This is a genomic window from Herbidospora cretacea (assembly GCF_001570605.1).
Classification (GTDB): domain Bacteria; phylum Actinomycetota; class Actinomycetes; order Streptosporangiales; family Streptosporangiaceae; genus Herbidospora; species Herbidospora cretacea.
The window spans coordinates 191,804-217,099 of the sequence record NZ_BBXG01000012.1 but is presented as its reverse complement, the minus strand read 5'-3'; the positions used below and the strand labels follow the sequence as shown (position 1 = coordinate 217,099).

Annotated in this window: 20 protein-coding genes; 11 read left to right on the top strand and 9 right to left on the bottom strand. The window is 72.0% G+C overall.

The window, feature by feature from the left end; genetic code table 11:
- Nucleotides 1–67 precede the first annotated feature (67 nt).
- On the top strand, nt 68–1,651 hold the full coding sequence (locus AW270_RS24035) for an IS1182 family transposase (RefSeq protein ID WP_061297594.1): 1,584 nt from the start codon (nt 68–70) through the stop codon (nt 1,649–1,651).
- A 54-nt stretch (nt 1,652–1,705) separates the two neighbouring features.
- On the opposite strand, the gene AW270_RS24030 is transcribed toward AW270_RS24035, so the two are convergent.
- The 7 genes from AW270_RS24030 to AW270_RS24005 all read right to left on the bottom strand — a co-directional run bounded on the left by AW270_RS24030 (nt 1,706) and on the right by AW270_RS24005 (nt 9,328).
- Entirely contained in the window at nt 1,706–2,992 is a 1,287-nt protein-coding gene (locus tag AW270_RS24030) for a GH1 family beta-glucosidase (protein WP_061297592.1), read from the bottom strand.
- Entirely contained in the window at nt 2,989–3,972 is a 984-nt protein-coding gene (locus AW270_RS24025; RefSeq protein ID WP_218009321.1) for a LacI family DNA-binding transcriptional regulator, read from the bottom strand. The genes AW270_RS24030 and AW270_RS24025 overlap by 4 nt, the downstream gene beginning before the upstream one ends.
- A 5-nt stretch (nt 3,973–3,977) precedes the next feature.
- Entirely contained in the window at nt 3,978–6,746 is a 2,769-nt protein-coding gene (locus AW270_RS24020) for a glycoside hydrolase family 3 protein (protein ID WP_061297586.1), read from the bottom strand.
- A 171-nt stretch (nt 6,747–6,917) separates the two neighbouring features.
- A complete protein-coding gene (locus AW270_RS38975) occupies nt 6,918–7,127 on the bottom strand; it encodes a hypothetical protein (RefSeq protein ID WP_157522491.1) in 210 nt (69 codons plus the stop codon).
- A 53-nt stretch (nt 7,128–7,180) separates the two neighbouring features.
- Complete coding sequence (locus AW270_RS24015; RefSeq protein WP_061297584.1) at nt 7,181–7,630, bottom strand: nuclear transport factor 2 family protein; 450 nt, start codon at nt 7,628–7,630, stop codon at nt 7,181–7,183.
- Between the two features lie 23 nt (nt 7,631–7,653).
- Nucleotides 7,654–8,106, bottom strand: a complete 453-nt coding sequence (locus AW270_RS24010; RefSeq protein WP_061297583.1) for a hypothetical protein — start codon at nt 8,104–8,106, stop codon at nt 7,654–7,656.
- A 61-nt stretch (nt 8,107–8,167) separates the two neighbouring features.
- Entirely contained in the window at nt 8,168–9,328 is a 1,161-nt protein-coding gene (locus AW270_RS24005; RefSeq protein ID WP_061297581.1) for an FAD-dependent monooxygenase, read from the bottom strand.
- Nucleotides 9,329–9,447: 119 nt separating this feature from the next.
- Here AW270_RS24005 and AW270_RS24000 point away from each other — a divergent pair, with 119 nt between their 5' ends.
- Nucleotides 9,448–9,933 (top strand): MarR family winged helix-turn-helix transcriptional regulator, encoded by a 486-nt coding sequence (locus tag AW270_RS24000; protein ID WP_061297579.1) that lies wholly within the window; start codon nt 9,448–9,450, stop codon nt 9,931–9,933.
- Nucleotides 9,934–10,003: 70 nt separating this feature from the next.
- The gene (locus AW270_RS23995) at nt 10,004–11,539 is read left to right on the top strand and encodes a trypsin-like serine protease (RefSeq protein WP_061297577.1); all 1,536 of its coding nucleotides are present in this window, start codon (nt 10,004–10,006) and stop codon (nt 11,537–11,539) included.
- On the opposite strand, the gene AW270_RS23990 is transcribed toward AW270_RS23995, so the two are convergent.
- Nucleotides 11,536–12,747 (bottom strand): ROK family transcriptional regulator, encoded by a 1,212-nt coding sequence (locus AW270_RS23990; RefSeq protein ID WP_061297574.1) that lies wholly within the window; start codon nt 12,745–12,747, stop codon nt 11,536–11,538. The two genes, AW270_RS23995 and AW270_RS23990, sit on opposite strands and share 4 nt — an antisense overlap.
- A gap of 111 nt (nt 12,748–12,858) precedes the next feature.
- On the opposite strand from AW270_RS23990, the gene AW270_RS23985 reads away from it, so the two are divergent.
- Genes AW270_RS23985 through AW270_RS23970 form a run of 4 tightly spaced genes read left to right on the top strand, consistent with a single transcriptional unit; the run spans nt 12,859 to nt 17,725 of the window.
- Nucleotides 12,859–14,505: a type 2 periplasmic-binding domain-containing protein gene (locus tag AW270_RS23985; RefSeq protein ID WP_061297572.1), complete on the top strand. Its 1,647-nt coding sequence runs from the start codon at nt 12,859–12,861 to the stop codon at nt 14,503–14,505.
- Nucleotides 14,498–15,463, top strand: a complete 966-nt coding sequence (locus AW270_RS23980) for an ABC transporter permease (RefSeq protein ID WP_061297570.1) — start codon at nt 14,498–14,500, stop codon at nt 15,461–15,463. The genes AW270_RS23985 and AW270_RS23980 overlap by 8 nt, the downstream gene beginning before the upstream one ends.
- On the top strand, nt 15,460–16,359 hold the full coding sequence (locus AW270_RS23975) for a carbohydrate ABC transporter permease (protein ID WP_061297567.1): 900 nt from the start codon (nt 15,460–15,462) through the stop codon (nt 16,357–16,359). Before AW270_RS23980 ends, AW270_RS23975 begins: the two co-directional genes overlap by 4 nt.
- Nucleotides 16,360–16,393: 34 nt before the next feature.
- The gene (locus AW270_RS23970; protein WP_082801790.1) at nt 16,394–17,725 is read left to right on the top strand and encodes a glucose/sorbosone family PQQ-dependent dehydrogenase; all 1,332 of its coding nucleotides are present in this window, start codon (nt 16,394–16,396) and stop codon (nt 17,723–17,725) included.
- A gap of 20 nt (nt 17,726–17,745) precedes the next feature.
- Here the strand turns inward: AW270_RS23970 and sthA are convergent, their stop codons facing one another.
- Nucleotides 17,746–19,149 carry a Si-specific NAD(P)(+) transhydrogenase gene (sthA, locus tag AW270_RS23965; RefSeq protein WP_061297632.1) on the bottom strand — a complete coding sequence of 468 codons (1,404 nt, stop codon included), beginning with the start codon at nt 19,147–19,149 and terminating at the stop codon, nt 17,746–17,748.
- A 159-nt stretch (nt 19,150–19,308) separates the two neighbouring features.
- Between sthA and AW270_RS23960 the strand changes: the two genes are divergently transcribed.
- The 4 genes from AW270_RS23960 to AW270_RS23945 all read left to right on the top strand — a co-directional run bounded on the left by AW270_RS23960 (nt 19,309) and on the right by AW270_RS23945 (nt 25,286).
- A complete protein-coding gene (locus AW270_RS23960) occupies nt 19,309–19,656 on the top strand; it encodes a peptidylprolyl isomerase (RefSeq protein ID WP_061297565.1) in 348 nt (115 codons plus the stop codon).
- A gap of 71 nt (nt 19,657–19,727) precedes the next feature.
- Nucleotides 19,728–21,701: a protein kinase domain-containing protein gene (locus tag AW270_RS23955; RefSeq protein WP_061297563.1), complete on the top strand. Its 1,974-nt coding sequence runs from the start codon at nt 19,728–19,730 to the stop codon at nt 21,699–21,701.
- 6 nt (nt 21,702–21,707) lie between these two features.
- Nucleotides 21,708–23,612: a PD40 domain-containing protein gene (locus AW270_RS23950; RefSeq protein ID WP_061297561.1), complete on the top strand. Its 1,905-nt coding sequence runs from the start codon at nt 21,708–21,710 to the stop codon at nt 23,610–23,612.
- Nucleotides 23,613–23,618: 6 nt separating this feature from the next.
- Nucleotides 23,619–25,286 (top strand): serine/threonine-protein kinase, encoded by a 1,668-nt coding sequence (locus AW270_RS23945; protein ID WP_061297559.1) that lies wholly within the window; start codon nt 23,619–23,621, stop codon nt 25,284–25,286.
- Nucleotides 25,287–25,296 lie beyond the last annotated feature (10 nt).

Below are 25,296 nucleotides of genomic sequence, written 5' to 3'. Positions count from 1 at the left end.
CTAGAAGGCCGCTGAAGATCTTGTGTTCTGGCCTCGTTCTTTCGGGACTGAGGCCAGAGTGGTTGACATGCAGGGTGAGTGGGCCGGAGAGCTGGTCGGGCCGGATGTGTGGCAGACCTGCCGGGAACTGATCCCGGCCGGGAGCGTGTTCGCGTTCCTGGCCGAGCATCGCCAGGCGCTGTTCCCGGCGGAGATGTTCGCGGACATGTATCCCTCGCGCAACGGGCGTCCGAGCATGCCGCCGGACATCTTGGCGGCCGCGGTGGTGCTGCAGACCTTGCAAGGGTTGTCGGACGTCGACACCGTGCAGGCATTGCGGTGTGACCTGCGGTGGAAGGCGGCCTGTGGGCTGGGGTTGCATGACACCGCGTTCGATCCGTCACTGCTGACCTATTTCCGGCGGCGGCTGGCCCGCTCCCGCAAGCCGAACCGCCTGTTTGAGGCCGTCCGTGAGGTGGTCGCGGCGACCGGAGTACTCAAGGGCAGGCAGCGGCGGGCGCTGGATTCGGCGGTGCTGGATGACGCGGTGGCCACGCAGGACACCGTCACACAGTTGATCGCCGCGATCCGGCGGGTGATCCGTCACGTGCCCGGCGCCGCGCAGGTCGCGGGCATGTCCTGCACCGCGCATGACTACGACGATCCGGGCAAGCCGCGCATCGCCTGGGATGACGGGCAGGCCCGGGCCGCGCTGGTGGACGCGCTGGTCACCGACGCCATCCGCTTGCTGGCCGGCCTGCCCGAACAGCCGCTGGGCGAGCGGGCGGCCACCGCGGTGGGCCTGCTGGCCCTGGTCTGCGGCCAGGACGTCGAACCGGCCGACGACTCCAACGGCCGCGACGGGCGCTGGCGCATCGCCCAGCGCACCGTCCCGGACCGGGTGATCTCCACCGTCGACCCCGAATCACGGCACGTGCACAAGACCCGGACCCACCGCCAGGACGGCTTCAAGGCCCACGTCGCGGTCGAACCCGAGACCGGCCTGTTCACCGCCGTGGCGCTGCGACCCGGATCGGGCGCCGCCCATCACGAGGCCGCCCTCGCGCTGGACCTGCTCGCCGCCGAAGACGGCATCCTGGACGTCTTCGGCGATGCCGCCTACTCCACCGGGCCTTGCCGCCACGCGCTGACCTCGGCAGGGCATCGCGCGGTGATCAAACCCGCGCCGCTACGGCCGGCCGTGCCCGGCGGGTTCGACCTGGACGACTTCGCCATCGACACCAACGGCAACACCGTGACCTGCCCGGCCGGGCACCGGGTCCCGCTGTCGGCGCCCTCCGGCCGCCACCTGCAGCGCAAGGCGTTCTTCGCCAGCCGGTGCGTCGGCTGCCCGCTGCGCCCGCGCTGCACCACAGCCAAAGCCGGGCGCATCCTGACCATCCGCCCCCACCACGACGAACTGGCCGCCGCCCGCCGCCAAGCCGCCACCGATCCGGCCTGGCAGCAGGATTACCGGCGCTGGCGGCCCCCGGTCGAACGCGCCATCGCCTGGATCGTCGCCCGGGGCAACCGCCGATTACGGTATGTCGGCGCCATCAAGAACAACGCCTGGCTCCACACCCGCGCCGCCGCTCTCAACCTGCGAACCCTGATCAACCTCGGACTCACCCACACGAACGGGTCCTGGACGCTGGCCTCAACGACCATCTGAGAAATCGCGAACCGCGCAACGTCGCCGCACGCGAACAAGATTTTCAGTGGTCTTCTAGAGGCCGTTGCGGGCGATGACGTCGCGGTACCACAGGGCGCTCGACCTGGGCGTGCGCTCCAGGGTGTCGTAGTCGACCCGGACCAGGCCGAAGCGCTTGTGGTAGCCGCGGGCCCACTCGAAGTTGTCGAGCAGCGACCAGACGAGGTATCCGCGCAGGTCGGCGCCGCGTTCGATGGCGTTCGCGGCGGCCCTGAAGTGGCCGTCGAGGAAGGCGATGCGGTCCTGGTCGTCGACGGAGTCGGGGTAGGCCGCGCCGTTCTCGGTGATCAGCAACGGGACGCCGGGATACTCGGCCGACAGGCGGACCAGCAGGTCTTCGAGGCCCTGCGGGATGACCTCCCAGTTCATCTCGGTCGGCTCGCCGCGCGGCGGCAGCCAGGCGATGCCCTCGCAGCCGGGGTACTCGTCGTGGCCCTTGGACGCCGGGTCGGCCTCCAGCCGGGCGACGGTGTAGTAGTTCACGCCCAGCAGGTCGATCGGCTCGAAGGGCAGGTCGTCGAGGTCGGTGAACTTGGCGATGTGGGCGGCCACGTCGTCGGGGTAGCGGCCGTCCTTCAGCGCGGGGTCGAGGAACAGGCGGTTGGCCAGGCCGTCGGGGAGCGTGGTCACGTCGGGGTCGCCGACCATCGGGGTCAGGTTGAGCGTCAGGCTGACCTCCTGCGCGCCGCCCGCGCGCAGGGCGCGCACGCCCAGCATGTGGGCCTTGAGCAGGTGGTGGGCGACGGTGAAGGCGGCGGCCGGGTCGGTGACGCCGGGCGCGTGGCGGCCGGAGGCGTGGCCGACGAAGGCGGAGACCCACGGCTCGTTGAGGGTGGTCCAGGTCTGCACGCGGTCGCCGAGGCGGGCGTGCGTGATGGCGGCGTATTCGGCGAAGCGCTCGGGGGTCGCCGGGTCGCGCCAGTCGAGGGCGGCCGGCAGGTCCCAGTGGTAGAGGGTCGCGATCGGTTCGACGTCCCTGGTCAGGAGCTCGTCGACGAGGCGGTCGTAGAAGTCGAGCCCCGCCGGGTTCGCCGGGCCGGCGCCGCCGGGCTGGACGCGGGGCCACGCGATCGAGAAGCGGTAGGCCTTCAGGCCGAGGTCGGCCATGATCGCGACGTCGTCGCGGTAGCGGTGGTAGTGGTCGCAGGCGACGTCGCCGGTGTGGCCGTCGGCGGTCTTGCCGGGGGTGTGGGAGAAGACGTCCCAGATGGAAGGTCCCCGGCCGTCTTCGGTGACCGCCCCTTCGATCTGGTACGACGCCGTCGCCGCACCCCAGCGGAAGCCTTCCGGAAACGTGATCAACGTGTGCTCTCCCTGATCGTGAGACGTGGTTCCAGCAGGAGCGACCCCGCCGGCAGCCCGTCGAGCTTGGCCATCAGCAGGCGGACCGCCTCCCGGCCCAGCTCCTCGGCCGGGATGAGGACCGAGGTGAGCCGGGCCCGCTCGGCGATGTCGTCGGGGCAGATCGCGACGACCGACACGTCCTCCGGCACGGCCCGGCCGAGCGCGCGCAGCGCCCCCAGCACGTGGCCGACGGCCGCTTCGTTGTGCACGACCAGCCCGGTCAGGCCCGGGTGGGCGTCGAACAGCAGCTTCATCGCCGAGGCGACCTCGTCGTAGGTCTCCTCGCAGGGCACCGCTCGCGCGGACAGGTCATGCCGGGTCGCCTCCGCCAGGAACCCTGCCCTCGTCCGTTCGGCGAAACCCGTGCCGCGTTCGTAGACGACCTCGGGGGCGCCCAGCAGCGCGATCTCGCGGTGGCCGCGCTCGGCCAGGTGCTGCGCGCACAGCGCCCCGGCACGGTTGAAGTCGAGGTCGACGCAGGTCAGGCCCTCGGCGTCGGCGGGGAAGCCGATGAGCACGTTCGGCTCGGCCAGGTCTCGCAGCAGCGGGACGCGGGCGTCGTGGACCTCGACGTCCATGAGGAGCAGCCCGTCGACCATGGCGCTGGCGGCCACCCGGCGGATGCCGTCGGTGCCCTCGTCGGCGGTCATCAGCAGGACGTCGTGGTCGTACTGCCGCGCCGTGGCGACCACCGAGGTCGCGAACTGCATCAGGACCGGCAGGTTCATCCCGGCGCGCAGCGGCAGGACCAGGGCGATCACGTTGGCGCGCTTGCTGGCGAGGGCGCGGGCGCCCGCGTTCGGGTGGTAACCGAGCACCCGGACGCTGTCGAGCACCCGCTGCCGGGTGGTGGCCGAGATGGCCCGCTTGCCGCTCAGGACGTACGACACCGTGGACACCGCCACCCCGGCGTGCCGGGCGACGTCGGCGATCGTCACCGTCCTCACCCGCGGAACCCCAGCGTGGTCACGGTCACTCCCTCGTTCTCGCACACGACATAAACATCGCGCACTCCGGTCACCGGCGAAAGGTGCGCCCGGGTCTCGACTGGATCAAAACGCGAGGTCGTGCGGGGCACGGCCACCGTGGCGGCGATCTCGCCCAGCGGGTCGCCGAGCCGGACGGTGACCATCCCGCCGTCGTCGCTGGCCGCCGTCACCACGACCGTCGTCTCCTCGGTGAAGCCGACGTCGCGGAACAGGACCCAGGCCCCCGGCTCGGCCGACCTGACCGCGTCGCCGCTCTCCCTGGCGGCCTCGCAGAGGGTCATGGCGTCGTAGTCGTCGCAGGCCACGGCGTCGAGGCGGGCGGGGTCGCGGGGCGGGACGCTCTCCCCCGGCAGGTCGAACCGCTCGCACAGCCTGATCGCGCCGCTCGACGGGCCTACTTGGGCCTTGCACGGCGCGGCCTCGACGACGAAGCGGCCCCGCGTCACGTCCCAGAACGCGAGGTCGGCCAGCGGCACGGTGACCCCGACCCTGCGCGTCTCGCCGGGCGCGAGCCGGACCTTCGCGAAACCCCGCAGCGACCGCACGGGCTGCTTCACCCGCGACCGGCACTGGTGGGTGTAGAACTGCACGACCTCGACGCCCGGCCGCGACCCGGTGTTGGCGACGGTGACCTCCAGGCGCAGCGTGCCGTCGCCGACGACGGCCGTCAGGTTCGTGTAGCCGAACGTGGTGTAGCTCAGGCCGTGGCCGAACGGGTAGAGCGGCCTGCCGCGGAAGTAGAGGTAGGTCGCGTCGGTGGCGATGATGTCGTAGTCGAACAGCTCGGGCAGCTCGCTCGCCGACCGGTACCACGTCTGGGTGAGCCGCCCGCCCGGGTCGGCGTCGCCGAACAGGACGTCGGCCAGCGCGTGGCCGTACTCCTGGCCGCCGTGCGACGACCACAGGATCGCCGGCACGTGCGCGTCGGCCCAGTTCAGCGCGAACGGATAGCCGCTCGACACGACCAGGACGGTGCTGGGGTTGGCGGCGTGCACCGCCTTGAGCAGGTCCTCCTGGAGCGGCGGCAGGGCGAGGTCGGCGCGGTCCTCGGTCTCGCGGCCGTTGACCAGCGGATGGTCGCCCAGCACCACGATCGCGACGTCGGCCTCGGCGGCCAGCCGCGCGGCGGCGACCGCGCCGCTCTCGACGGTCTCCACGATGAAGACGGCGGCGTTCTCCGCGTCGTCGGCCAGGGTGAGCACGCCCTGACGATCACCCTGGCCGATCCCGACGTAGCGCCCGGTGGCGATGTGACGCAGGACCATGCCCCGGAAACGGTCCTCCATCCGGAAGGTCTGCCGGACCTCCCACCCGCTCGGCCCCGGCTGGTCGTTGACCAGCACGCCGTCGTCGTCGACGCCGACGTGGCGGCCGTTGGCGGCGCTGCGCAGCGCGATCGCGCCGCCGCCCCAGTCGAACAGGTCGAACTCGGCCGACGGCCCGGTGACCAGCGGCCCCCCGGTCGTCTCCGAGCTCGCCGACACGTAGCCCTCGTCGGCGCGCAGCACGATCCGGTCGGCGCCCTCGCAGTAAAGGGTCTCGACGCGGCCGGCCAGCCCGGCTCGGGCGGTGACCTGGTAGGGCAGCGTGCCGCTGTACCAGTCCTCCAGCAGCACGTCGGCCAGCGGGCCGACGACGGCCACCTTCCTGGACGTCAGCGGCAGCAGCCCGTCGTTCTTGAGCAGGGTCATCGACTCGGTGGCGGCCTCGCGGGCCAGCCTCTGGTGCTCGGGCCGGTTGACCACCGCCTCGGTGATCTCCAGGTAGGGCTCGACCGGGTCGAACTCGCCCAGCCGGACCCGGATCGACAGGGCGTGCCGGACGGCGGTCTCGATGTGGCTCTCGTCGATGAGCCCACGCCGGAGGGCGGCGGCGATGTGGCCGAGAGTGGCCTGCGGCGAGGCGTCGTCCTGGGTGAAGCTGTCGAGGCCGGCCCGCAGGGCGTGCGCGTAGGCCTCGGCCGGGTCGTCGTAGTAGGCCTGGAGGCCGAACAGGTTCGCGGGGGCGTAGGCGTCGCTGACCACCAGCAGGTCGTCGCGGGCCCACGCGCGCAGCACGTCGTTGATCAGCGGCGACAGGTGCGCCGGGCGGCCGTTCACCAGGTTGTAGCTGGGCATCACGGCCACCGCCGCGCCCGCCTCGATCGGGGCGCGGAAGGCGCGCAGCTCGTATTCGTGCAGGACGCGCGGCGGCAGGTTGCTGCTGGTCTGGCAGCGGTCGGTCTCGTTGTTGTACGCCAGGAAGTGCTTGAGCGTCGGGGCGGTCTTCATGACCCGGCCGTCGCCCTTGAGGCCCGAGGCGTAGGCGGTGCCGAAGACGCCGGTCAGCCACGGGTCCTCGCTGTAGCCCTCCTCGTTGCGGCCCCAGCGCGGGTCGCGCAGCGGGTTGACGACGGGGGCCCAGACGTTGCGCCCGGCGCCGGCCCGGTCCTTGCGGTGGAAGGCGATCACCTCGTCGGCGGTGGCCGCGCCGACGCGCCGGACCAGCTCGGGGTTCCAGGTGCTGGCCAGGCCGATCGCCTGTGGGAACACCGTCGCCGGGCCCAGCCAGGCCAGGCCGTGGAGGGCCTCGGTGCCGGTGCGGAACGGCTCCAGGCCCAGCCGCTCGACGGGGGCCTGGTACTGGTGCAGCAGGCCGATCCTCTCGTCGATGGTGAGCCGGGCCAGCAGGTCGGCGACGCGTTCGGCGACCGGGAGCCCGGGGTCGCGGAAGGGTTCGCTCATGGGCACGTCCTCGGTCGAAGCGCTTCGAATTGGGGTGAGAGAAAGGGCGCGCGAAGGCGCCCTGAGAAGCGCTTGGAGGTCAGGTGTCGAAGCGCTTCGAAATCGTTTCATCCACGTAAAGTCGGACTTATCCGAAGAGTGCCGCTTAACCGGTTCGGGGTCAAGACCCAATCACTCGGCCCGCAACGTCCCCATCGGGACGTGCCCGAGCGGGGGGCTTCCGGCCACCGGCCGCGACAACGCGCGACCGGCACCGCGGGCGTCGCGGAGCAGGGCGAGCTGCGGCGGCAGCGGCCCCGACGGCGACCAGCAGCACGAGCGCGCACAGCTCCCGCCGCCGCCGGCGGGCTCGACGCCGAACCAGACGGTCAGAAGTCCCACACTGGCGACTCTCGGCTACCGGCCGCGCGCCCCAAAGGGGGTTTGTCCCTCTCTTACAGGCCCAGGTCGCTCAGCCCCGGATGGTCGTCCGGGCGGCGGCCGAGCGGCCAGTGGTACTTACGGTCCGACTCCTCGATCGGCAGGTCGTTGATGGAGGCGTGGCGGTGGGCCATCAGGCCCTCCTCGTCGAACTCCCACTGCTCGTTGCCGTAGGAGCGGTACCACTGGCCGGAGTCGTCGTGGCACTCGTACGCGAACCGGACCGCGATCCGGTTGCCGGTGAACGCCCACAACTCCTTGATGAGGCGGTATTCGAGTTCCCGGCGCCACTTGCGGGTCAGGAACGCGACGATGTCGGCGCGGCCGGTGAGGAACTCGGCGCGGTTGCGCCAGTGGCTGTCGAGGGAGTAGCCGCGCGACACCCTCTCGGGGTCGCGGCTGTTCCACGCGTCCTCGGCCAGGCGAACCCGTTCGAGCGCGCTTTCCCTGGTGAACGATGTCATGCCCTCGGTCGTACCCGGCCGGGCTAGTTGAATGGGTTGTCGTAGAACCCGGAATTGGTGTGGTAGGTGCTGTTCGGCGGGTTGAACTTCACGCCGTCGACCGTGAGCGTCACGTTGGCGACGGCGCCGCCGGGGGTCGCCTCGCCGGAGACGAGCCAGGCCTGGCCGGTGCACTGCGGGATCGTCACGGGGGTGCCGGGCGTGCCGGGCAGGGGGCTGCGCCAGGCTCCGTTGACGGAGGCGTACAGGGTGGGGCGGCTGTAGCTGGACTGCCAGCAGACCGTGATCGAGTAGCGGTACTTGGCGTTCCCGTCGTCGAACGCGATCGACCCGTAGGCGCCGGACAGTTTGACGCCCTGGCCGTACACGTCGATGGACACCGGGAGGTCGGCCCCGTAGGCGGCCCGCGCCGGGGCGGCCGGCGTGACGAGCACGGCCAGCAGAGCGAGGACGAGGATGCGTGATATTCGGCCCATGGGGCGAATATGCGTACGGGCGAGACCTGCGTCAAGGGCTATTCCACGCCTTAAAACAAGCCTAGTCGAGCGTGATCGCCGAGTGCTCCGGGCGTCCGCCGGAGGACAGGGCGGTCAGGCCGCGCAGCATCCCGTCGCGCCGGGCCAGCGCCTCGGGGGTTCTCGGGAAGAGCGCGGCGTCCCCCGCCGATACGAGCGCCTGGTTCATCTCGACGAAGCCGCGCGTCCGCCGTTCGTAGGCCTCGAACGCGGCCACGTGGTCCCGGCCGGCCGCCAGTTCCCGCGCCAGCGTGTAGGCGCCGACGAGCGCGAGACTGGTCCCCTGCCCGGTCAGGAACGAGGGCGCGTGCGCGGCGTCGCCGACGAGCGCGACCCGGCCGGACGACCACCGGGGCATCCGGATCTGGCTGACCACGTCGAAGAACAGGTCGTCGGCGCTGCGCATGGCCGCCACCAGGCGAGGGACCTCCCACCCGTCTCCGGCGAAGACCGACGCGACGAGGTCGCGCTGCGCGGCGGGCTCGCGGAAGGCGTGGAAGGGCGGTTCGTCCCGGCTGAAGTTGAGGAACCCGTGCACCGTCGCGCCGTCGCCCACGGCGTAGAGGGCGGCCGCGCGGCCCGGGACGTTCCACATGACCGCCTCGTGGGAGAGCCCGAGGTGGTTGGGCATGGTGAACCCGGCGAAGCAGTAGCCGAGGTAGCGGTGGAACCGCTCCTCGGGCCCGAAGACGAGCCCCCGGGTGTGGGAGTGCAGCCCGTCGGCCCCGACGACCAGGTCGAACACGCGCCGCGTCCCGCCGCGGAGGGTCACCTCGACGCCGTCGGCCCGGTCGTCGAGGGTGGCGATGCTGTCTCCGAACAGGAACTCGACGTCGTCGCGGACGGTTCCGTAGAGGATCTCGGTGAGGTCGCCCCGGCGCACCTCCAGATCCCGGCCCTCGACCCCGCCGGTCAGGGTCTGCGGGTCGAGGGCGCGGATCAGGCCGCCGTCGGGGCCGAGGAAGCTGATCCGCCGCGAGTCGACGTGGGCCTTGGCCAGGGCGTCGCGCACCCCCATCCGCCGCACGACCTCCAGCGCGGTCCCCCGGATGTCGATCGGGTAGCCGCCGCCGCGGATCGCGGCCGCCTTCTCCACGACCGTGACCTCGAAGCCGTGCCGGTTCAGCCAGTAGGCCAGCGCGGGACCGGCGATGCTCGCCCCCGAGATCAGCACTCTGCTCATGCGCTCCTCCTTCAGGATGGATACCTAACATAGGTATCCTTTTTGCGGGTACGGCGACCCGCTAATCTGGGGCCGCCCCGGCTAAGAATATACCTAACTTAGGTATCTAATGGAGTGTGATGACTGACACCTTCGGCGACGGCGACCTCGACCTGCTGGAGGTGCTGCCCCGCCTGACCCGGCTCAGCACGGTGCTGCAGCGCAGCCGCCTGATCGAGCGCGCCACCGAGAGCGCCGGGATCACCGTCGACCGTCCCGGCATGTCGGTCCTGGTCATCCTCTACACGTCCGGCCAGCCGCTGCGCGTGGGCGAGGTCGCCAGGCGCATGCAGGTCGTCGGCCCCCACGTGACCCGCCAGGTGCACGAACTGGAGCGGCGCGGCCTCGCCCGACGGATCGCCGACCCGCACGACCAGCGCGCCCGGCTGATCGAACTCACCCCCGGCGGAGCCGAGGCCGCCGAGAGGTACGTGCGGACCCTGCTCGGCTGGTTCGCCGACGCGCTGGCCGAGTGGTCCGCCGACGACCGCCGGACCTTCGGCCGCCTGCTCGAACGCTTCGCCACCGACCTCACCACCCGGCTGGCCGCCCTCGACGACGATTGAGCCCTCCCGGCGGCCCGGCTGATACACGCCGGAGCGGGCCCCGACACCTCGCGCGCCCAGGGTGGGGCGCATGCGAAAACGATCCCTGCTGTTCGGCGCCGCGCTCGTGCTGGCCCCGTTCCTGACGACCGTCTCCCCCGCGCAGGCCGTCGTGGGCGGCCACGAGTCGACCCGCGCCTACTCGTTCATGGGCTCCTTCCAGCCCGCCTATCCCGCGCCGCCCCGCCCCGACGGGCACGGCTGCGGAGTGGAGGTCCTCGCGCCGCAGTGGGTGCTCACCGCGAGCCACTGCGCCGGCAAGAACCCGACCGTCGCCAAGGTCGGCGTCCCCCGCGGCTGGAAGGTCCGGGTCGGGTCGCTGGACACCGGCTCCGGCGAGGTCGCGGAGGTGGACCACTACTACCGGCTGTCCAACTACCAGGAGGAGGGCGGCATCTGGGGCCGTGACCTCGCCCTGATGCACCTGCGGACCCCCGTCCGGGCCAAGCCCGTGCGCATCGCCTCGGCGACGCCCCGTCCCGGCACCCCCGTCCGCATCGTCGGCTGGGGCATGACCTGCGACGACATCGCCGACCTCACGTGTTTCCCGACCAGGCTGCGGGAGGCCGACACCGTGGTGCAGCCGCTCTCGGCCTGCCCGTCGGCCGCGAAGACCGGGGAGCTGTGCGTCGGCAGCCGGGACGGCGGCGTCGCCGCGAGCAACATGGACTCCGGCGGGCCCGTGCTGGTCCGCGAGGGCGGCCGGTGGGCGGTGGCCGGTGTGGTCAGCGGCCCCGGCGGCGACAGGGCCCCGACGCTGTACACCGACGCCACCCGGCACGCCGCCTGGATCAACGGCATCATCTCCGGCCGGAAGGTGCCGCCGGACGACCGGATCCCCAACGTGGAGGGCGCGGTGAACCTGGGCGACTGCGTCGGGTCCGTGGTCCGCACCGCCGTCTCCCGCCCGGACGACCCGGCGCTGCTGCTGACCAACGGCCACTGCGTGCAGGGGACGCGGCCCGCGCCCGGAACCGCGCTGGCCGACCGGCCCGCCGACCGCCTGGCGCCCATCGCCGACCGCCAGGGCTACCCCCGGGTCACCGCCCTCGCGACCCGGCTCGTGTACGCGACCATGACCGGCACCGACATCGCCCTGTACCGCCTGAACAGGACCTACGCGCAGTTGGCGGCCAGGGGCGCGAAGGTCTTCCGGCTCGCCACCGCCCCGGTGCGCGCGGGCGACCGGCTGACGCTGGCCTACACCACCCGGCGGATGAAGTGCACGGCCGAGGCCGTCGTCGGGCACCTGAGCGAGGGCGGCTACCGGCAGGACGACGCGATCCGCTACGCCACCGCGAAGGACTGCGCGCCCGTCCACGGCATGTCCGGTTCCGCGCTGCTGACCCGCGACGGCACCACGGTCGCGGGGATCCACAACACCCACAACGAGGCCGGCGAGCGCTGCACCGACGACAACCCGTGCGAGGTGAGCCCGAACGGCGCCGTCACCTCGGTGAAGGGCCGCTCCTACGGCCAGCAGGTCCACCTCATCGGAGCCTGCCTGAGCCGGGGCTCGCGGCTGGACCTGTCGCGCAAGGGCTGCACTCTTCCGAAGCCGAACTAGACGCCGGGCAGCCGCCCGGAGTCGACCGAGTCGAGGACCCGCGCCGCCGCGCCCAGCGCCGCGGCGCCGTAGCCCAGGCCCGACACCACGAGCCGGCAGCCGCCCCCGCCGGGCGCTATCGACCGGCTGAGCATCTCCTGCTCGGCGCGCGCCACGATCCACGGCGCGAGCTTCACGTAGTAGCCGCCCAGCACGACGACCTCGGGGTTGAGCAGGTTCGCGACGATCCCGAGGCCCCGGCCCAGGTTCCCGGCCAGGGTGTCGAGCTGGGCGAGCACGGCCTCGTCGCCCGTCTCGGCCCGCTGCACCACCTCGTCGATCTCCGACTCCACCTCGGCCGGGGACACGCTGTGGCCGAGGAGGACGCCGAGCCCGGCCACGACCTCCAGGCAGCCGTGCCGCCCGCAGTGGCACGGCGGCCCGCCGGGGACGATCTCGATGTGCCCGATCTCGCCGCCGAACCCGGCCCCGCCGCGCCGCAGCCTCCCGTCGAGCACGACGCCCGCGCCGACCCCGATCTCCCCCGTCAGGTAGACGAGGTTCTGCGCGCCCCCGTGGGAGCCGAACCGCAGCTCGGCCAGCGCGCCCAGGTTGGCGTCGTTGTCGGCCGAGACCGGGAAGCCCGGGTCGCGCAGCGCCTTGGCCAGGTCGCCAGCCAGGTCGACGTCGCGCCAGCCCATGTTGGGGGCGAGCCGGACCGAACCGTTCAGGTCGACGAGGCCCGGCACGGCCACGGTGAGGCCGAGCACCTGCCGGGCCTCCTTGGTCATCCGGTTCACCACCCGGCGGGCGACCCCCGCGATCCCGGCCACCGCCTGGCCCGCCGACGTCGAGCCGCCCGGGAACGCCCGCCGCCACGACAGCAGCTCCTCGCCCTTGAGGTCGACGGCGACCGCCGTCAGGTAGTCGACGTTCACCTCGATGCCGACCGCGGCGTAGGGCGAGCCGTCGAGCACGAGCATGGTCGCCGGACGTCCGACCCGGTTCTCGGTCAGGCCCGTCTCGCGCAGCAGCCGCCGGTCGATCAGGTCGGCCACCAGGCTCGACACCGTGGCCTTGTTGAGGCCGGTGGAGGCGGCGATGTCGGCGCGCGAGCAGGGGGCGTTCTCCCGGACGAACCGCAGCACGACGGCGAGGTTGGTGGCCCGCACATCGGTGAAGTCGGCCGGCTGTGGGCCGGATGCGCTTCCCTGCGTGTTGGTGATCAATTGAGCCCCGTTCCGTGTCGGCCCCATCATCCCGCACTTGTGGCGACTTGGGTTCTGGACTAGTTTGTTTGGTCGTTAGACGAACTAACTCTACCAGGAAGGGGGCGCTCTGTGAGAACCACCACGAGACGGGGATTCCTCGGTCTCGCCGGGCTGAGCGTGCTCGCCGCCTGCTCCGCCCCGCCGGGTCCGAAACCCGGCGCCAAGGCCACCGCCGCCGCGATGGACAAACTCGCCGCGCTCGTGCCCAAATACGTGCCGCGCACGGTGCTGACACCGGACATCGCGGCCACCCTGCCCGGCTTCGGACGCGACGGATACCTGACCTATCCGCCGAGCGAGAAGCTGGTCGACCTGGTCACCGCCGTCCCCGGCAAGGGCGGGTCGTACAAGGCGATGGTGCCGACGTGGAGCCCGCTGCCCGCGCCGCTCGGCCAGAACGCCTACTACGACGCCGTCAACAAGGACCTCGGGGCCACCATCGAGTTCAACTACCTCGACGGCCTGACCATCAACGACAAGCTGCCGACCCTGCTGGCCGGCGGCGACGTGGCCGACGTGACCACGCTGCCCGGCTGGGCGCTGGCCGCGGTGCCCGACTACTCGCGCGCCGTCGACGGCCTGTTCGAGGACCTCACGCCCTATCTCTCCGGTGACGTCTCCGCGAAGTACCCCAGCCTGTCGGCGATCCCGACCACGGCCTGGCAGTACTCCGTCTTCGGCGGCAAGCTGAAGGCGGTGCCCGCCTGGCCCGCCCCGCAGTTCGGCTGGGTGCTCTTCCACCGCAAGGACCTGTGGGACAAGCTCGGCCAGGGCGCCCCGAAGAACGCCGACGAACTGCTCGCGATGGGCAAGGCGGTCACCGACGCGTCCAAGGACCGCTGGGCCTTCAGCGACATCCACCCGATGATCGAGGAGATCTACCGGGCGCCCAGGAAGTGGCGCAAGGAGGGCGGCACGCTCGTCCACCGCTACGAGACCCCCGAGTACGCCGCCTCCGTCGAGTGGATGCGCAAGGCCGTGGACGCCGGGCTGGTGCACCCCAACGTCCTGTCGGCCAAGTCGGCCGCCGACGACAAGGAGCTCTTCAAGTCGGGCCAGATCCTGGTGAAGAGCGACGGCTTCTCGTTCTGGGCCGAGACGCTCATCCAGATCGGCAAGGAGAAGCCCGACTTCTGGATGGAGCCCCTGCCCGTGTTCGGGGCCGACGGCGGCAAGCCCGAATACCGGATGAACCAGGACCCGTCGTACACCTTCATCAAGAAGGGCACCCCCAAGGAGAAGATCGAGGAACTGCTCGCGATCTTCGACTACCTCTCCTCGCCGTTCGGCAGCCAGGAGCAGCTGCTGTTCAACAACGGCGTCGAGGGCGTCCACTTCACCCGCGACTCCGCCGGCGCGCCCCAGGTCACCGAGCTCGGGCCGAAGGAGATCGTGGGCAGCTACGTCTGGCTCGGCGGCCGGGTCGACCCCATCTTCGAGTCGCAGGCCCACCCCGACTACGTGCAGACCGCCACGACCTGGTGGAACACCGCCGCGACCATGCGGCACCAGGACCCCTTCGACGGCATCCGCGTCGAGGAGCCCGGCGACTTCACCGCCGCCGCCAAGCCGTTCGAGGACAAGGTCGTCGACATCATCCGGGGACGCCGCGGGCTGGACACCCTCCAGCAGGCGATCACCGAGTGGAAGACGGGCGGCGGCGACGCCGGCCGCGAGTTCTACATGAAGGTCCTCACGGAGAACGGCCGTGCTTAGAAAGTCTCCGCCGGCGGATGCCCTGACCTCATCCGCCGGCCTGGGGAAACCTCCGTTACGGGCCAGGCTGCGGCGCGACTGGCAGCTCCTGGCCATGACGATCCCGGCGGTCGGGCTCCTGGTGGTCTTCCACTACGTCCCGACCCTGGGCAACGTCATCGCCTTCCAGGACTACTCGCCCTACGACGGCCTCACCGGCAGCCCGTGGGTCGGGCTCTACAACTTCCAGTGGCTGCTGTCGGACCCCGAGTTCTGGAACGCGCTGCGCAACACCGTGACCATCACGGCGTTCCAGCTCGTGTTCTACTTCCCCGTCCCGATCGCGCTGGCGATCCTGCTCGACAGCGTGCTGTCGCGGCGGCTGCGCCTGTTCATCCAGGGCATCGTCTACATGCCCCACTTCTTCTCATGGGTGCTGGTCGTGGCGCTGTTCCAGCAGATCCTCGGCGGCGCGGGGCTGCTCGCCCAGACGCTCCGGCAGGCCGGGCATGAGCCGTGGAACGTCATGACCGACCCCGACGCCTTCATCGTGCTGGTCACCGCCCAGGCGGTCTGGAAGGACGCGGGCTGGGGCACGATCATCTTCCTGGCGGCCCTCGCCGCGATCAACACCCATCTGTACGAGGCCGCGGCGGTCGACGGGGCCTCCCGGTGGCGTCGCCTGTGGCACATCACGCTGCCCGGACTGCGGCCGGTGATCCTGCTGCTGCTGATCCTGCGCCTGGGCGACGCGCTGAACGTCGGCTTCGAGCAGTTCTTCCTCCAGCGCGACGCCGTGGGGGCCGAGGCGGCCGAGGTGCTCGACACCTTCGTCTACTGGCGGACCCTGATGACCGGCGCGTGGAGCTACGGCGCGGCGGCCGGCCTGTTCAAGGGCCTGGTCGGCCTCATCCTCATCGTGGTGGCCAACAAGGTCGCCCACCGGTTCGGCGAGCAGGGAATCTACAAACGATCATGAGTACTCGTCCCGTCTGGCAGGAACGGCCGACCGTTTTCGGGTTGACGGTGAAGACCGTGGTGCTGGCGCTGATCGTGCTGGCCATGGTGTATCCGATCTACGTCGTGGTGCTGACCAGCCTGTCGACCGCCGCCACGGTCACGGCGGCGGGCGGGCTGGTGACGCTGCCGGGTGAGCTGTCGCTCGACGCCTACCGGGAGCTGTTCGGCGGCGGCGTGGTGACGCGGGCGGTGCTCGTGTCGACCGGGGTGACGACGGTGGGCACGCTGCTGAGCCTGGGGCTGACGATCCTGGCGGCCTACGGGCTGTCGCGGCCCGGGTCGGTGCTGCACCGGCCGCTGCTGTTCCTGTTCCTGCTGACGTTCCTGTTCACGCCGGGCATGATCCCCAGCTATCTGATCGTGCGGGAGCTCGGGCTGATCGACAGCTACTGGTCGCTGATCCTGCCGACCGCCGTGTCGGCGTTCAACCTGGTCGTGATGCGGGCGTTCTTCATGAACATCCCCGGGGAGGTGCTCGACAGCGCCCGGATCGACGGGGCGTCGGACTTCCGGATCCTGTGGCGGATCGTGCTGCCGATGTCGAAGGGCGTCACGGCGGTGATCGGGCTGTTCTACGCGGTGGGCTACTGGAACGCCTTCTTCAACGCCGTCCTCTACATCAACGACAACGCGAAGTGGCCGCTCCAGCTGATCCTGCGGCAGTACGTGCAGCAGGGCATGAACCTGGTGCCGAACCAGCGGGCGATCGACACGGCCGCCGGGTACGCCCTGCCGCCCAACCTGGCGATCAAGATGGCGATCATCGTGGTGGCGCTGGTGCCGGTGCTGCTGATCTATCCGTTCGTCCAGCGCCACTTCACGAAGGGCGTGATCATCGGCGCGGTCAAGGGGTAGTCCCCGCCGGTTTTCTGTGCTCCCATCTAGCCCCATGAAGGGCATCTCATGGGTCGTGGCGGTGGCCTGTCTGCTCGCCGGGTGCGCCTCCCCCGAAGCGCCGCAGGAAGGGGTCCGCGTGGTCGCCACCGGGCTCGGCGATCCCTACGAGATGGTGTGGGGGCCCGACGACGTCCTCTGGGTGACCGAGAAGTCGGGCCTGCGGGTCACCCGCGTCGACCCGGCGACCGGGAGGAAGACCGTGGCGCTCACGGTCGAGGACGCCGTGCACACCGAGGGCGGCCAGGACGGCGTCCTCGGCCTGGCCCTCCACCCCGACCTGCTGCGCGGCAAGGGCCGCGACTGGGTCTACCTCGCCCACACCTACGCCGGCGGCACGAAGATCGTCCGGTACACCTACGACCCGGCCGGGCAGGTCCTCACCGGTCCGGTCGACGTCCTGACCGGCCTGGTCTCCGGCGTCGACCACCAGTCGGGGAAGCTGCGGTTCGGGCCCGACGGCAGGCTCTACTACACGATCGGCGACCAGGGGGCCAACCAGTTCGGCCTCTACTGCGAGACCATCCAGGCGCAGACGCTCCCCACGGCGGCGCAGGTGAAGGCCCGCGACTGGAGCGCCTACCAGGGCAAGGTCCTGCGGCTGAACCCCGACGGCTCGATCCCGGACGACAACCCGGAGTTCGGCGGCGTCCGCAGCCACGTCTACGCGGTGGGCTTCCGCAACGCCCAGGGCCTGACCTTCACCCCTTCGGGTCTGCTGTACGCCACCGACCAGGGCCCGAAATCCGACGACGAGGTCGATCTGGTCCGGGCCGGAAAGAACTACGGCTGGCCCCACGTGGCCGGATACCGGGACGGCAAGGCCTACGTCTACGCCCGGTGGGCCGAGGCGGAGAACGGCTGCGCGGCTGAAAGGTTCAACGACTACGACATCCCCGCGACCGTCCCGTACGAGGAGGAGACCGACTGGGACGACCCGGGTTTCACCCCGCCGCTCGTCACCTTCGACACCGTGGACGACGACTACGACTTCCGCGCGGGCGCGGGCTGCGACCCCTCGACGGCGTTCGTCTGCTGGCCGACCCTGGCCCTGTCGAGCCTGGAACCCGGCCCGGCCGGGACGCTCCTGGCGACCTCCCTCAAGGACGGCGCCGTCTACCGCGTCCCGCTCGCCTCCGGCGGCGAGAAGGCCGGGCCCGCCGAGAGGATCGCCGACACCGTCAACCGCTACCGGGACACCGCCCTGGATCCCGCCGGCGGAACCCTCTACATCGCCACCGACGTGGGCGGCCTCACCCGGGACGCCGGCGGGAAGCCGACGCGGGACCTGCGGAACCCCGGCGCCATCCTCGCGTACGAGCTCTGATCACCGGGGTCCCGGCCGCCTCAGCGGGAGAAGCGCTGGACCCGGCGCAGTTTGTTCATCGCGTCGAGGGCCGCGACCTTGTAGCTCTCGGACAGGGTCGGGTAGTTGAAGACGGCGTCGACCAGGTAGTCGATGGTGCCGCCGCAGCCCATGACGGCCTGGCCGATGTGGACGAGCTCGGTCGCCTGGGTACCGAAGACGTGCACGCCCAGGAGCTTGCGGTCCTCGGGCGAGACCAGGAGCTTGAGCATGCCGTGGGTGTCGCCGATGATCTGGCCCCTGGCCAGTTCCCGGTAGCGCGACAGGCCCGTCTCGAACGGCACGTGGGCGTCGGTGAGCTCGTCTTCGGTCGCCCCGACGAAGCTGATCTCGGGGATCGTGTAGATGCCGATCGGCTGGAGGCGGCTCATGTCGGAGACCGGCTCGTCGCACGCGTGGTAGGCGGCCAGGCGGCCCTGCTCCATCGACGTGGCGGCCAGGGCGGGGAAGCCGATGACGTCGCCGACGGCGTAGATGTGGGGCACGTTGGTGCGGTAGTGCTCGTCGACCGTGATGCGGCCCCGGGCGTCGGCCTCCAGGCCCGCGGTGTGGAGGGCGAGCGACTCGGTCATGCCCTGGCGGCCCGCCGAGTACATGACCGTGGCGGCCGGGATCTTCTTGCCGCTCTCCAGGATGGTCAGCGCGCCGCGCTCGTGGCGCTCCACGGCGGCCACGCTCTCGCCGAACCGGAAGGTGACGGCCAGGTCGCGCAGGTGGTATTTGAGCGCCTCGATGATCTCCAGGTCGCAGAACTCCAGCATCCGGTCGCGGCGCTCGACCACGGTGACCTTGGTGCCGAGGGCGGCGAACATGGAGGCGTACTCGATGCCGATGACACCGGCGCCGACCACGACCATCGAGTCGGGGACGTGGGCGAGGTCGAGGATGCCGTCGGAGTCGACGATGGTCGACCCGTCGAACTCGACGCTGTCGGGCCGGGCCGGGCGGGTGCCCGTGGCGATGATGATCTTGTCGGCGGTGACCTTGGTCTCGCGGCCGAGGTCGTCGACCACCGCGACGGTGTGGGGGTCGAGGAACTGGCCCGAGCCGGTCAGCACGGTCACGTGGTTGCGGTTGAGCTGGTTGCGGACCACCTCGACCTCGCGGCCCACGACGTGCTGGGTGCGGGCGGTGAGGTCGTGGATGCCGATCTCTTCCTTGACGCGGTAGTTGCGGCCGTACATCTCGCGCTGGCTGAGTCCGGTCAGGTAGAGCACGGCCTCGCGCATGGTCTTGGAGGGGATCGTGCCGGTGTTGATGCACACCCCGCCGATCATGTTGCGCCGTTCGACGATGGCTACCCGGCGCTCCAGCTTGGCGGCCGCGATGGCGGCCTTCTGCCCACCCGGCCCGGATCCCAGGACGAGTACATCAAAGTCGCTCACACCTAGCAGTGTGGTCGCTGCGACCAGCGACGAGAAGACCTTGGGCCGCTTCACCGGACAATTGGCCGCGTTGTGCGGTCACCGCAACGTGGCGGCCACTAGAGCGGTGCAATCGGGAGACAAGCCGACGGCAAGCGGGCTCGGCCAGGATCGGGCGTCATGTGGAAGGACACCCCTCAGTACCTGGGCGAACTGCTCATCTGGGAGATCGAGGACTACCTCATCGCCCAGTCCCAACGGCCCGAGCGGGCCAAGGTCGCCTTCATCCGGCTCGCGGACGCCTGGGGCGCCGCCTCGATCGCCGCCGAACTCGACGACGGCGGCAGCTTCTACTCGGCGGCCAAGCGGGCCGACGCCCTGGGCATGACCCTGCCGGGCGACATGTTCGGTACGGTGACCCGCGAGCAGATGCCGCACGTCTTCGCGGCGGTGCCCGGCACGACGTTCCCGCCGATGCCCGACGGGGACGGGTGGGTCATCGTCCGATTGGTCGCTTTCGAATCCTGATATTTCGGGATTCACAGTAGGCTGGTCGCCATAATGATCCACCGACGCGTAATCGGAGGATCCACTTGGCAGTGCCCCAGCCGCTCCGCGATCCCCGCCGGCTCGGCGGTCACACGCTCACCGCCGCGTACCCGCCGGGCGATCGGTCTGCCTCCTTCGACACCGCCGACGGCGCCCTGCTGACGCTGTTCCACACCCGCCTGGCCGACCCCGACGCGTTCCTGGAGCGGATCGACCTGCTGCAACGCGCGGGCGGCTATCCGTGGCTCGGACTGATCGACGCGGGCACCTCCGGCGGCGAGCCCTACGTGGTCGTGGAGAAGGTCGAGGGCGCCCACCTGGCGAAGGCCCTGCCGGAGAGCGAGCTGCGGCGGCTGGCCGTCGCGTCGATGACGGGCCTGGCGGGGCTGCACCGCGAGGGCGTGGCGCACGGCGCGTTCACCCCGTGGTCGGTGATCCTCACCGGCGCCGGACCGAGGCTCGCCTTACTCGACCTCGACGCCTTGGTGGCAGAGGGGGTCACCAAGGTGTCGGAGACCGTGGCCACCTGGTCGGCCGGCGATCCCGACGCGACCGCCCGGGTGCGCACGTCCGCCCGCCCCGGCCTGCTCGACGAGACCCGCCCGATCGGGTCGCTCGCCTACCTGCCGCCCGAGGTCCTGCGCCCCGAGCCCGCCGCGCCCGCGCCGCCCGGCGACCTGTTCGCCTGGGCCGCCGTCATGGTCTTCGCCGGCACCGGCCGGCCGCCGTTCGAGCGCGACTCCCACGCCGCGACGATCAACGCCATCCTGCACGACGACCCCGACCTCGACGGCCTGCCCGAGGGGCTGACCGGGGTCGTCGCGGCCTGCCTGGCCAAGGACCCCGGCCAGCGGCCGACCGCGCAGGAGGCCCTCGAACGGCTGATCGGCGAGGCCCAGCTCACCGTCGAGCGGGCCGCCCTCGAAGCGGTCACCACGACCCCGCCGCCCGCCGAGGAGACCGAGCCCGCCCCCGCTCCCCCGGCCCGCCGGACCACGCGCCGGACCACCCGCTGGGCCGCGCTCATCGCGGCGGCCGTGGCGATCGTGCTGGTCGCGGGCCTGGGCGGCTATGTGCTGGGCCGCAACCGGACCGGCCCGGCCACCGCCACGGTGAACGCCACCGGCGTCCCGTCGACCTCGGTCAGCACGCTGGCCGCCGCCGACGACCCGTCGCCGCCGCCGCTCGCGGCCGGGAACTTCACCGCCCCCGGCCCGGCCATCACGCTGCTGGAGAACCCGGCCGACCCGGCCAGGCTGACCGGCTACCGCAAGGGCGCCGACACGTGGGTGCGGACCGAGGGCCAGACCTTCACCAAGCTCCCGGCCGAGGACGCCGAACCGGCCCGCTCCCCCGGCGGCAGGTGGCTGGCGGCGGTCGGCCCCGAGACGATCACCTTCACCGGGGCCGGGGAGCCGTTCACGGTCACGCCGGGGGTGCCGTACACGCGGCCGACGTGGTCGCGCGACGGGACGAGACTGATGCTGACGACGACCGCGGGGAAGGACGACCGGCCGTCCGGGTTCGTCGTGGTCGACGTCGCCACCCGGGCGGTCTCCACGGTCGACACCGACGACGAGACGACCGGCGGGGAGTCCCACTTCGCCTGGCTCCCGGACGGCTCCGGGGTCGCCGTCGGCTACCGGACCGAGACCGAGCACGGCGTCAGGTTCCGCGACCTGACCGGCCGTCAGACCAAGGCCTTCCACTGGGTCGGCGAGACCTACGGCCGCCGGATGTTCTCCCCCTCGGGGAAGACGTTCGTGACGTACTGCCCGAGCGGCGGGACCTACTGTGTCTGGGACACCGCGACCGGCGTGCGGCTGGCGTCGGTCGCCCTGTTCTACGACGACGGCCTGCTCTACGGCTGGTACGACGACGCCCACCTGATCGTGGCCGACCCGCGCGGCGACCCCCACCGGGTCGTGGCCATGGACCTGCGGGGCCGTCCGCAGCGGGTGCTGGCCGAGATCCCGGCCGAGGACGACACGACCGACCTGCTCCTCTACTACACGGGGAACTGAACCCAGATGCCTCCCGTCGAGCCGCTCACCTCGAACGACCCGGCCTCGCTCGGCCCCTATTCCCTGGTCGGGCGGCTGGGCGGCGACGTCTACCTCGCCACCGCGCCCGGCGGCGGACAGGTGGCGGCGCGCAGACTGCCCCGGCCGCTCGACGGGCCGGGACGCGAGGCGCTGGCCCGCGTCTGGGAGGCCGCCGCCGTCGGCACCCCGCACATCCTGGACACCGGGCGCGACTACATCGTGTCGGAGTACGTGCCGGGGCCGACCCTGGCCGAGGAGGTCGCCGGCCGGGGCGCGCTGCCGGGGCCCGCGGTCCACCGGCTCGCGGTGACGACGGCGACCGCGCTGGCCTCGCTCCACCGGGCCGGGCTGATCCACGGGGCGATCGCGCCCGAACGGGTGCTGCTCGGCCCCGACGGGCCCCGGCTCATCGGGGCGGAGCGGCCGGTCACGCCCGTCTGGCACGCCGAGGAACGCGAACTGTGGCAGGACCCCGACGAGCCACCGTCGGCGGCCGTCGACGTGTTCGCGTGGGCGGCGGTGATCGCGTTCGCGGCCACCGGACGGCCGCCGTTCGGGGAGAACCCGACGCGGGTGTCGTACGGGGCGGCCGACCTCGGGCCGCTCTCGGGGGCGCTGCGGGACCTGGTCGCCGACTGCCTGGCCGACGAGCCGCAGGCCCGGCCGGGGGCCGAGGAGACGCTGCTCCGGCTGCTCGGCCACGCGGGGGCGCTGGACAGTGTGCTGCCGACGCCACCGGTGGTCGTGGCGCCTCAGGCGGGCGTGAGCCGTACACCCCCCAAGGAGCGGAGGAGGGGCGGCGCGGCCGGGCTCGCGGCGGGCGGGCTGGCGCTGGCGCTGGTGTCCGGCGCGGGCGGGTACCTGCTCGCGCCCGCTCCGGCGACGCAGGCGGCCAGGATCACACCCGGCGCGGCCCCGGCCTCGCACGCGCCCGCGTTCCCCTCGCCGGGGCCCTCGCCGATGGCGCTGGCCGGCGGGGTGCTGCGCGAGGAGCCGGGCGATCCGCTGCGGCTGGCCTCCTACCAGGCCAGTGTGTCTCCGGACGCCACCGCCGCGTTCACCCGCAGCCCGAACGGGGCCGGGTTCGCCCGGACCGGCGGCAACCGCCACGTCTCGGTCATCTCGCCCGACGGGCGCTGGACCGCCACGGTCGACCAGCTGTTCGTGGCGACCAAGGACCGGCTCGACGTCGAGTTCACCGACCGGGGCAGCGGCCGGCGGTTCACCGTGCCGACCATCACCGCCCCGCTGACCGCCCACCATCCCGCCTGGTCGCCCGACGGGACCCGGCTGCTGCTGTCGCTGTGGATCACCGAGGGGGCGGCCGAGGACACCGCGCCCTACGGGTTCCTGCTGGTCGACCCGGCCACCCGCGCGGCGACCGTCGTCGAGACGGCCAACGACGCCGACCGGGAGCAGTTCCTGGCCGCCGACGCGACCGCGCGGCTGGGGGCGCTGCCCGCGTTCCGGTGGACGCCCGACGGCCGCCAGGTCTCCACCGCCTACCTCACCCCGGAGGGCCGCTACGGCCTGCGCTTCCACGACCTCGGCGGACGGGTCGCGCGCAGTTTCCACTGGGTCGGCCTGCCGGCCGGATCGGCCTACTTCTCGCCCGACGGGCAGTCGTTCGCGACGACCCGGTGCGAGCGGCGGCACGTCTTCTGCGTCTGGGACACCGCGACCGGGGCCCGGCGGGGCGGCGTGCCCTCCTCCGAGGGGGACGGGCTGGTCGGCTGGTTCGACGCGACCCACCTGATGTTCTCCCGGGAGAAGAGGGGCGAGTACCGCGCCGACGTGATCGACTTCTCCGGCAGGACGACCCGGACGCTGGTCGAGCTCGACGTGCCGGGCAAGGACCCCACCGTGCAGTTGTTCTTCCTGCGGGGCTGACCCGTCGTGGAGGGGTCGCGCCTCGGCGGATACACGATCCTGCGGCGGCTGGGGGCCGGCGGGCAGGGGACGGTCTACCTCGCGGCCTCGCCCGAGGGCGCGCGGGTGGCGGTGAAGGTCCTGCACGCCGTGTCCGGCGAGGGGTCGGCCGAGCGGTTCCTCCGTGAGGCGGAGGTGCTGCCCGAGGTGGCGTCGTTCTGCGCGGCGCAGGTGCTGTCCTACGGGGTCGAGGACGGCGTCCCGTTCATCGCCAGCGAGTACGTCGAGGGGCCCACGTTGCAGGCGGCCGTCCGTGAGGGCGGGCCGCTGACCGGCGGGACGCTCCGGCGGGTGGCGGTCGGCACGATCACCGCGCTGTCGGCCGTCCACAGGGCCGGGGTGGCGCATCTCGACTTCAAGCCGGCGAACGTGATCCTCGGCCGCGACGGGCCCCGGGTGATCGACTTCGGCATCGCCCGCGCGGTCGACGCCGAGACGACCGGTCAGGGCGCGGTGGGCACCCCCACCTACATGGCCCCGGAGCAGCTCGGGGAGTCGCCGCCCGGCCCCGCCGCCGACGTGTTCACCTGGGCGGCGACGATGGTGTTCGCGGCGTCGGGGAAGCCGCCGTTCGGGGCCGACTCGGTGCCCGCGGTGCTGAACCGGCTGCTGCGCGGGGAGCCCGATCTCGGGCCGCTGTCCGGGGAGCTGCGCGAGGTCGTCGCGGCCTGCCTGGCCAGGGATCCGCAGGCCCGGCCGACCTCGGCCGAGGTGCTGCTGCGGCTGCTCGGGCCGCGTCCCGCGCCTGCCCGGAAGAGAGGGCGGCGGGTGTGGTTCGCGGGGGCGGCGCTGGCCCTGGCGGTGGCCGCCGCCGGGGTCGCCCTGCTGGTGTCCCGGCCGGAGCCGCCCCGGCTGTCGGGGCCGCCCTCCCCGGTGTTCGCCACGCGTCAGGTGGCCGAGCTGCCGGGGGTCGTCCGCGAGCACGCGTCCGACCCGGTGCGGCTCACCGCTTTCGTGGTCCGCACGTCGGCCTTCGGCATCCGGTCGTACGTGCGGGAGCGTGACTCCTTCGTCCCGATCGAGCTGCACCGCGACCCCGTCCCGTCGCCGGACGGGACCGTGGTGGCCGAGGTGAACTGGACGCCGCTCCAGGCGGCCGACGGGAACGTCGTCACGTTCACGCGGGACGGCGAGAGGTTCACGGTGCCGACCGTGGAGAAGCCGCTGGTGGTGAGCGCGCCGGTCTGGTCGGCCGACGGGTCGCGGCTGCTGCTGACCGTGGCGTCCCGGGAGAGCGCGAACCGGGTGGGGTTCGCCCTGGTCGACGTGGCCGCGCGGCGGACGGCGTATGTGGCGGTCGACGCGCCGCCGACGGAATTCCGGTTCGCGCCGGGCGGGGTGACCTCGGGTTCGGCCGTTTACGACTTCTCCGGCACCCAATTGCAGACATATGGCGATATGGAAACTCTGGTGTTCTCTCCGTCGGGACGCCGGTATGCCGGGGCCTGCGCCGAGGGGATCTGCGCACCCCGGCCGCTGCGCGCCACCGGCCAGGTCGTCGGGTGGTTCAACGAGGACACCCTGATCGTGCGGGACGGCCTCCGGGTGCTCGCCCTCGACGCCACGACGGGAACCGAGCGGCGGACGCTCGCCGAGATCCGCTCCGACCGGCCGACCGAAGTGCATTACTCCTAAAAGCCGCATA

Excerpts from the sequence above, each read along its gene's own strand:
- AW270_RS24000 (WP_061297579.1), top strand. The coding sequence starts at position 9,448 with ATGACTGACACCTTCGGCGACGGCGACCTCGACCTGCTGGAGGTGCTG.
- AW270_RS24035 (WP_061297594.1), top strand. The coding sequence starts at position 68 with ATGCAGGGTGAGTGGGCCGGAGAGCTGGTCGGGCCGGATGTGTGGCAG.
- AW270_RS23950 (WP_061297561.1), top strand. The coding sequence starts at position 21,708 with ATGCCTCCCGTCGAGCCGCTCACCTCGAACGACCCGGCCTCGCTCGGC.
- AW270_RS24010 (WP_061297583.1), bottom strand. The coding sequence starts at position 8,106 with ATGGGCCGAATATCACGCATCCTCGTCCTCGCTCTGCTGGCCGTGCTC.
- AW270_RS24005 (WP_061297581.1), bottom strand. The coding sequence starts at position 9,328 with ATGAGCAGAGTGCTGATCTCGGGGGCGAGCATCGCCGGTCCCGCGCTG.
- AW270_RS23970 (WP_082801790.1), top strand. The coding sequence starts at position 16,394 with ATGAAGGGCATCTCATGGGTCGTGGCGGTGGCCTGTCTGCTCGCCGGG.
- AW270_RS23995 (WP_061297577.1), top strand. The coding sequence starts at position 10,004 with ATGCGAAAACGATCCCTGCTGTTCGGCGCCGCGCTCGTGCTGGCCCCG.
- AW270_RS23975 (WP_061297567.1), top strand. The coding sequence starts at position 15,460 with ATGAGTACTCGTCCCGTCTGGCAGGAACGGCCGACCGTTTTCGGGTTG.
- AW270_RS23960 (WP_061297565.1), top strand. The coding sequence starts at position 19,309 with ATGTGGAAGGACACCCCTCAGTACCTGGGCGAACTGCTCATCTGGGAG.
- AW270_RS24015 (WP_061297584.1), bottom strand. The coding sequence starts at position 7,630 with ATGACATCGTTCACCAGGGAAAGCGCGCTCGAACGGGTTCGCCTGGCC.
- AW270_RS24020 (WP_061297586.1), bottom strand. The coding sequence starts at position 6,746 with ATGAGCGAACCCTTCCGCGACCCCGGGCTCCCGGTCGCCGAACGCGTC.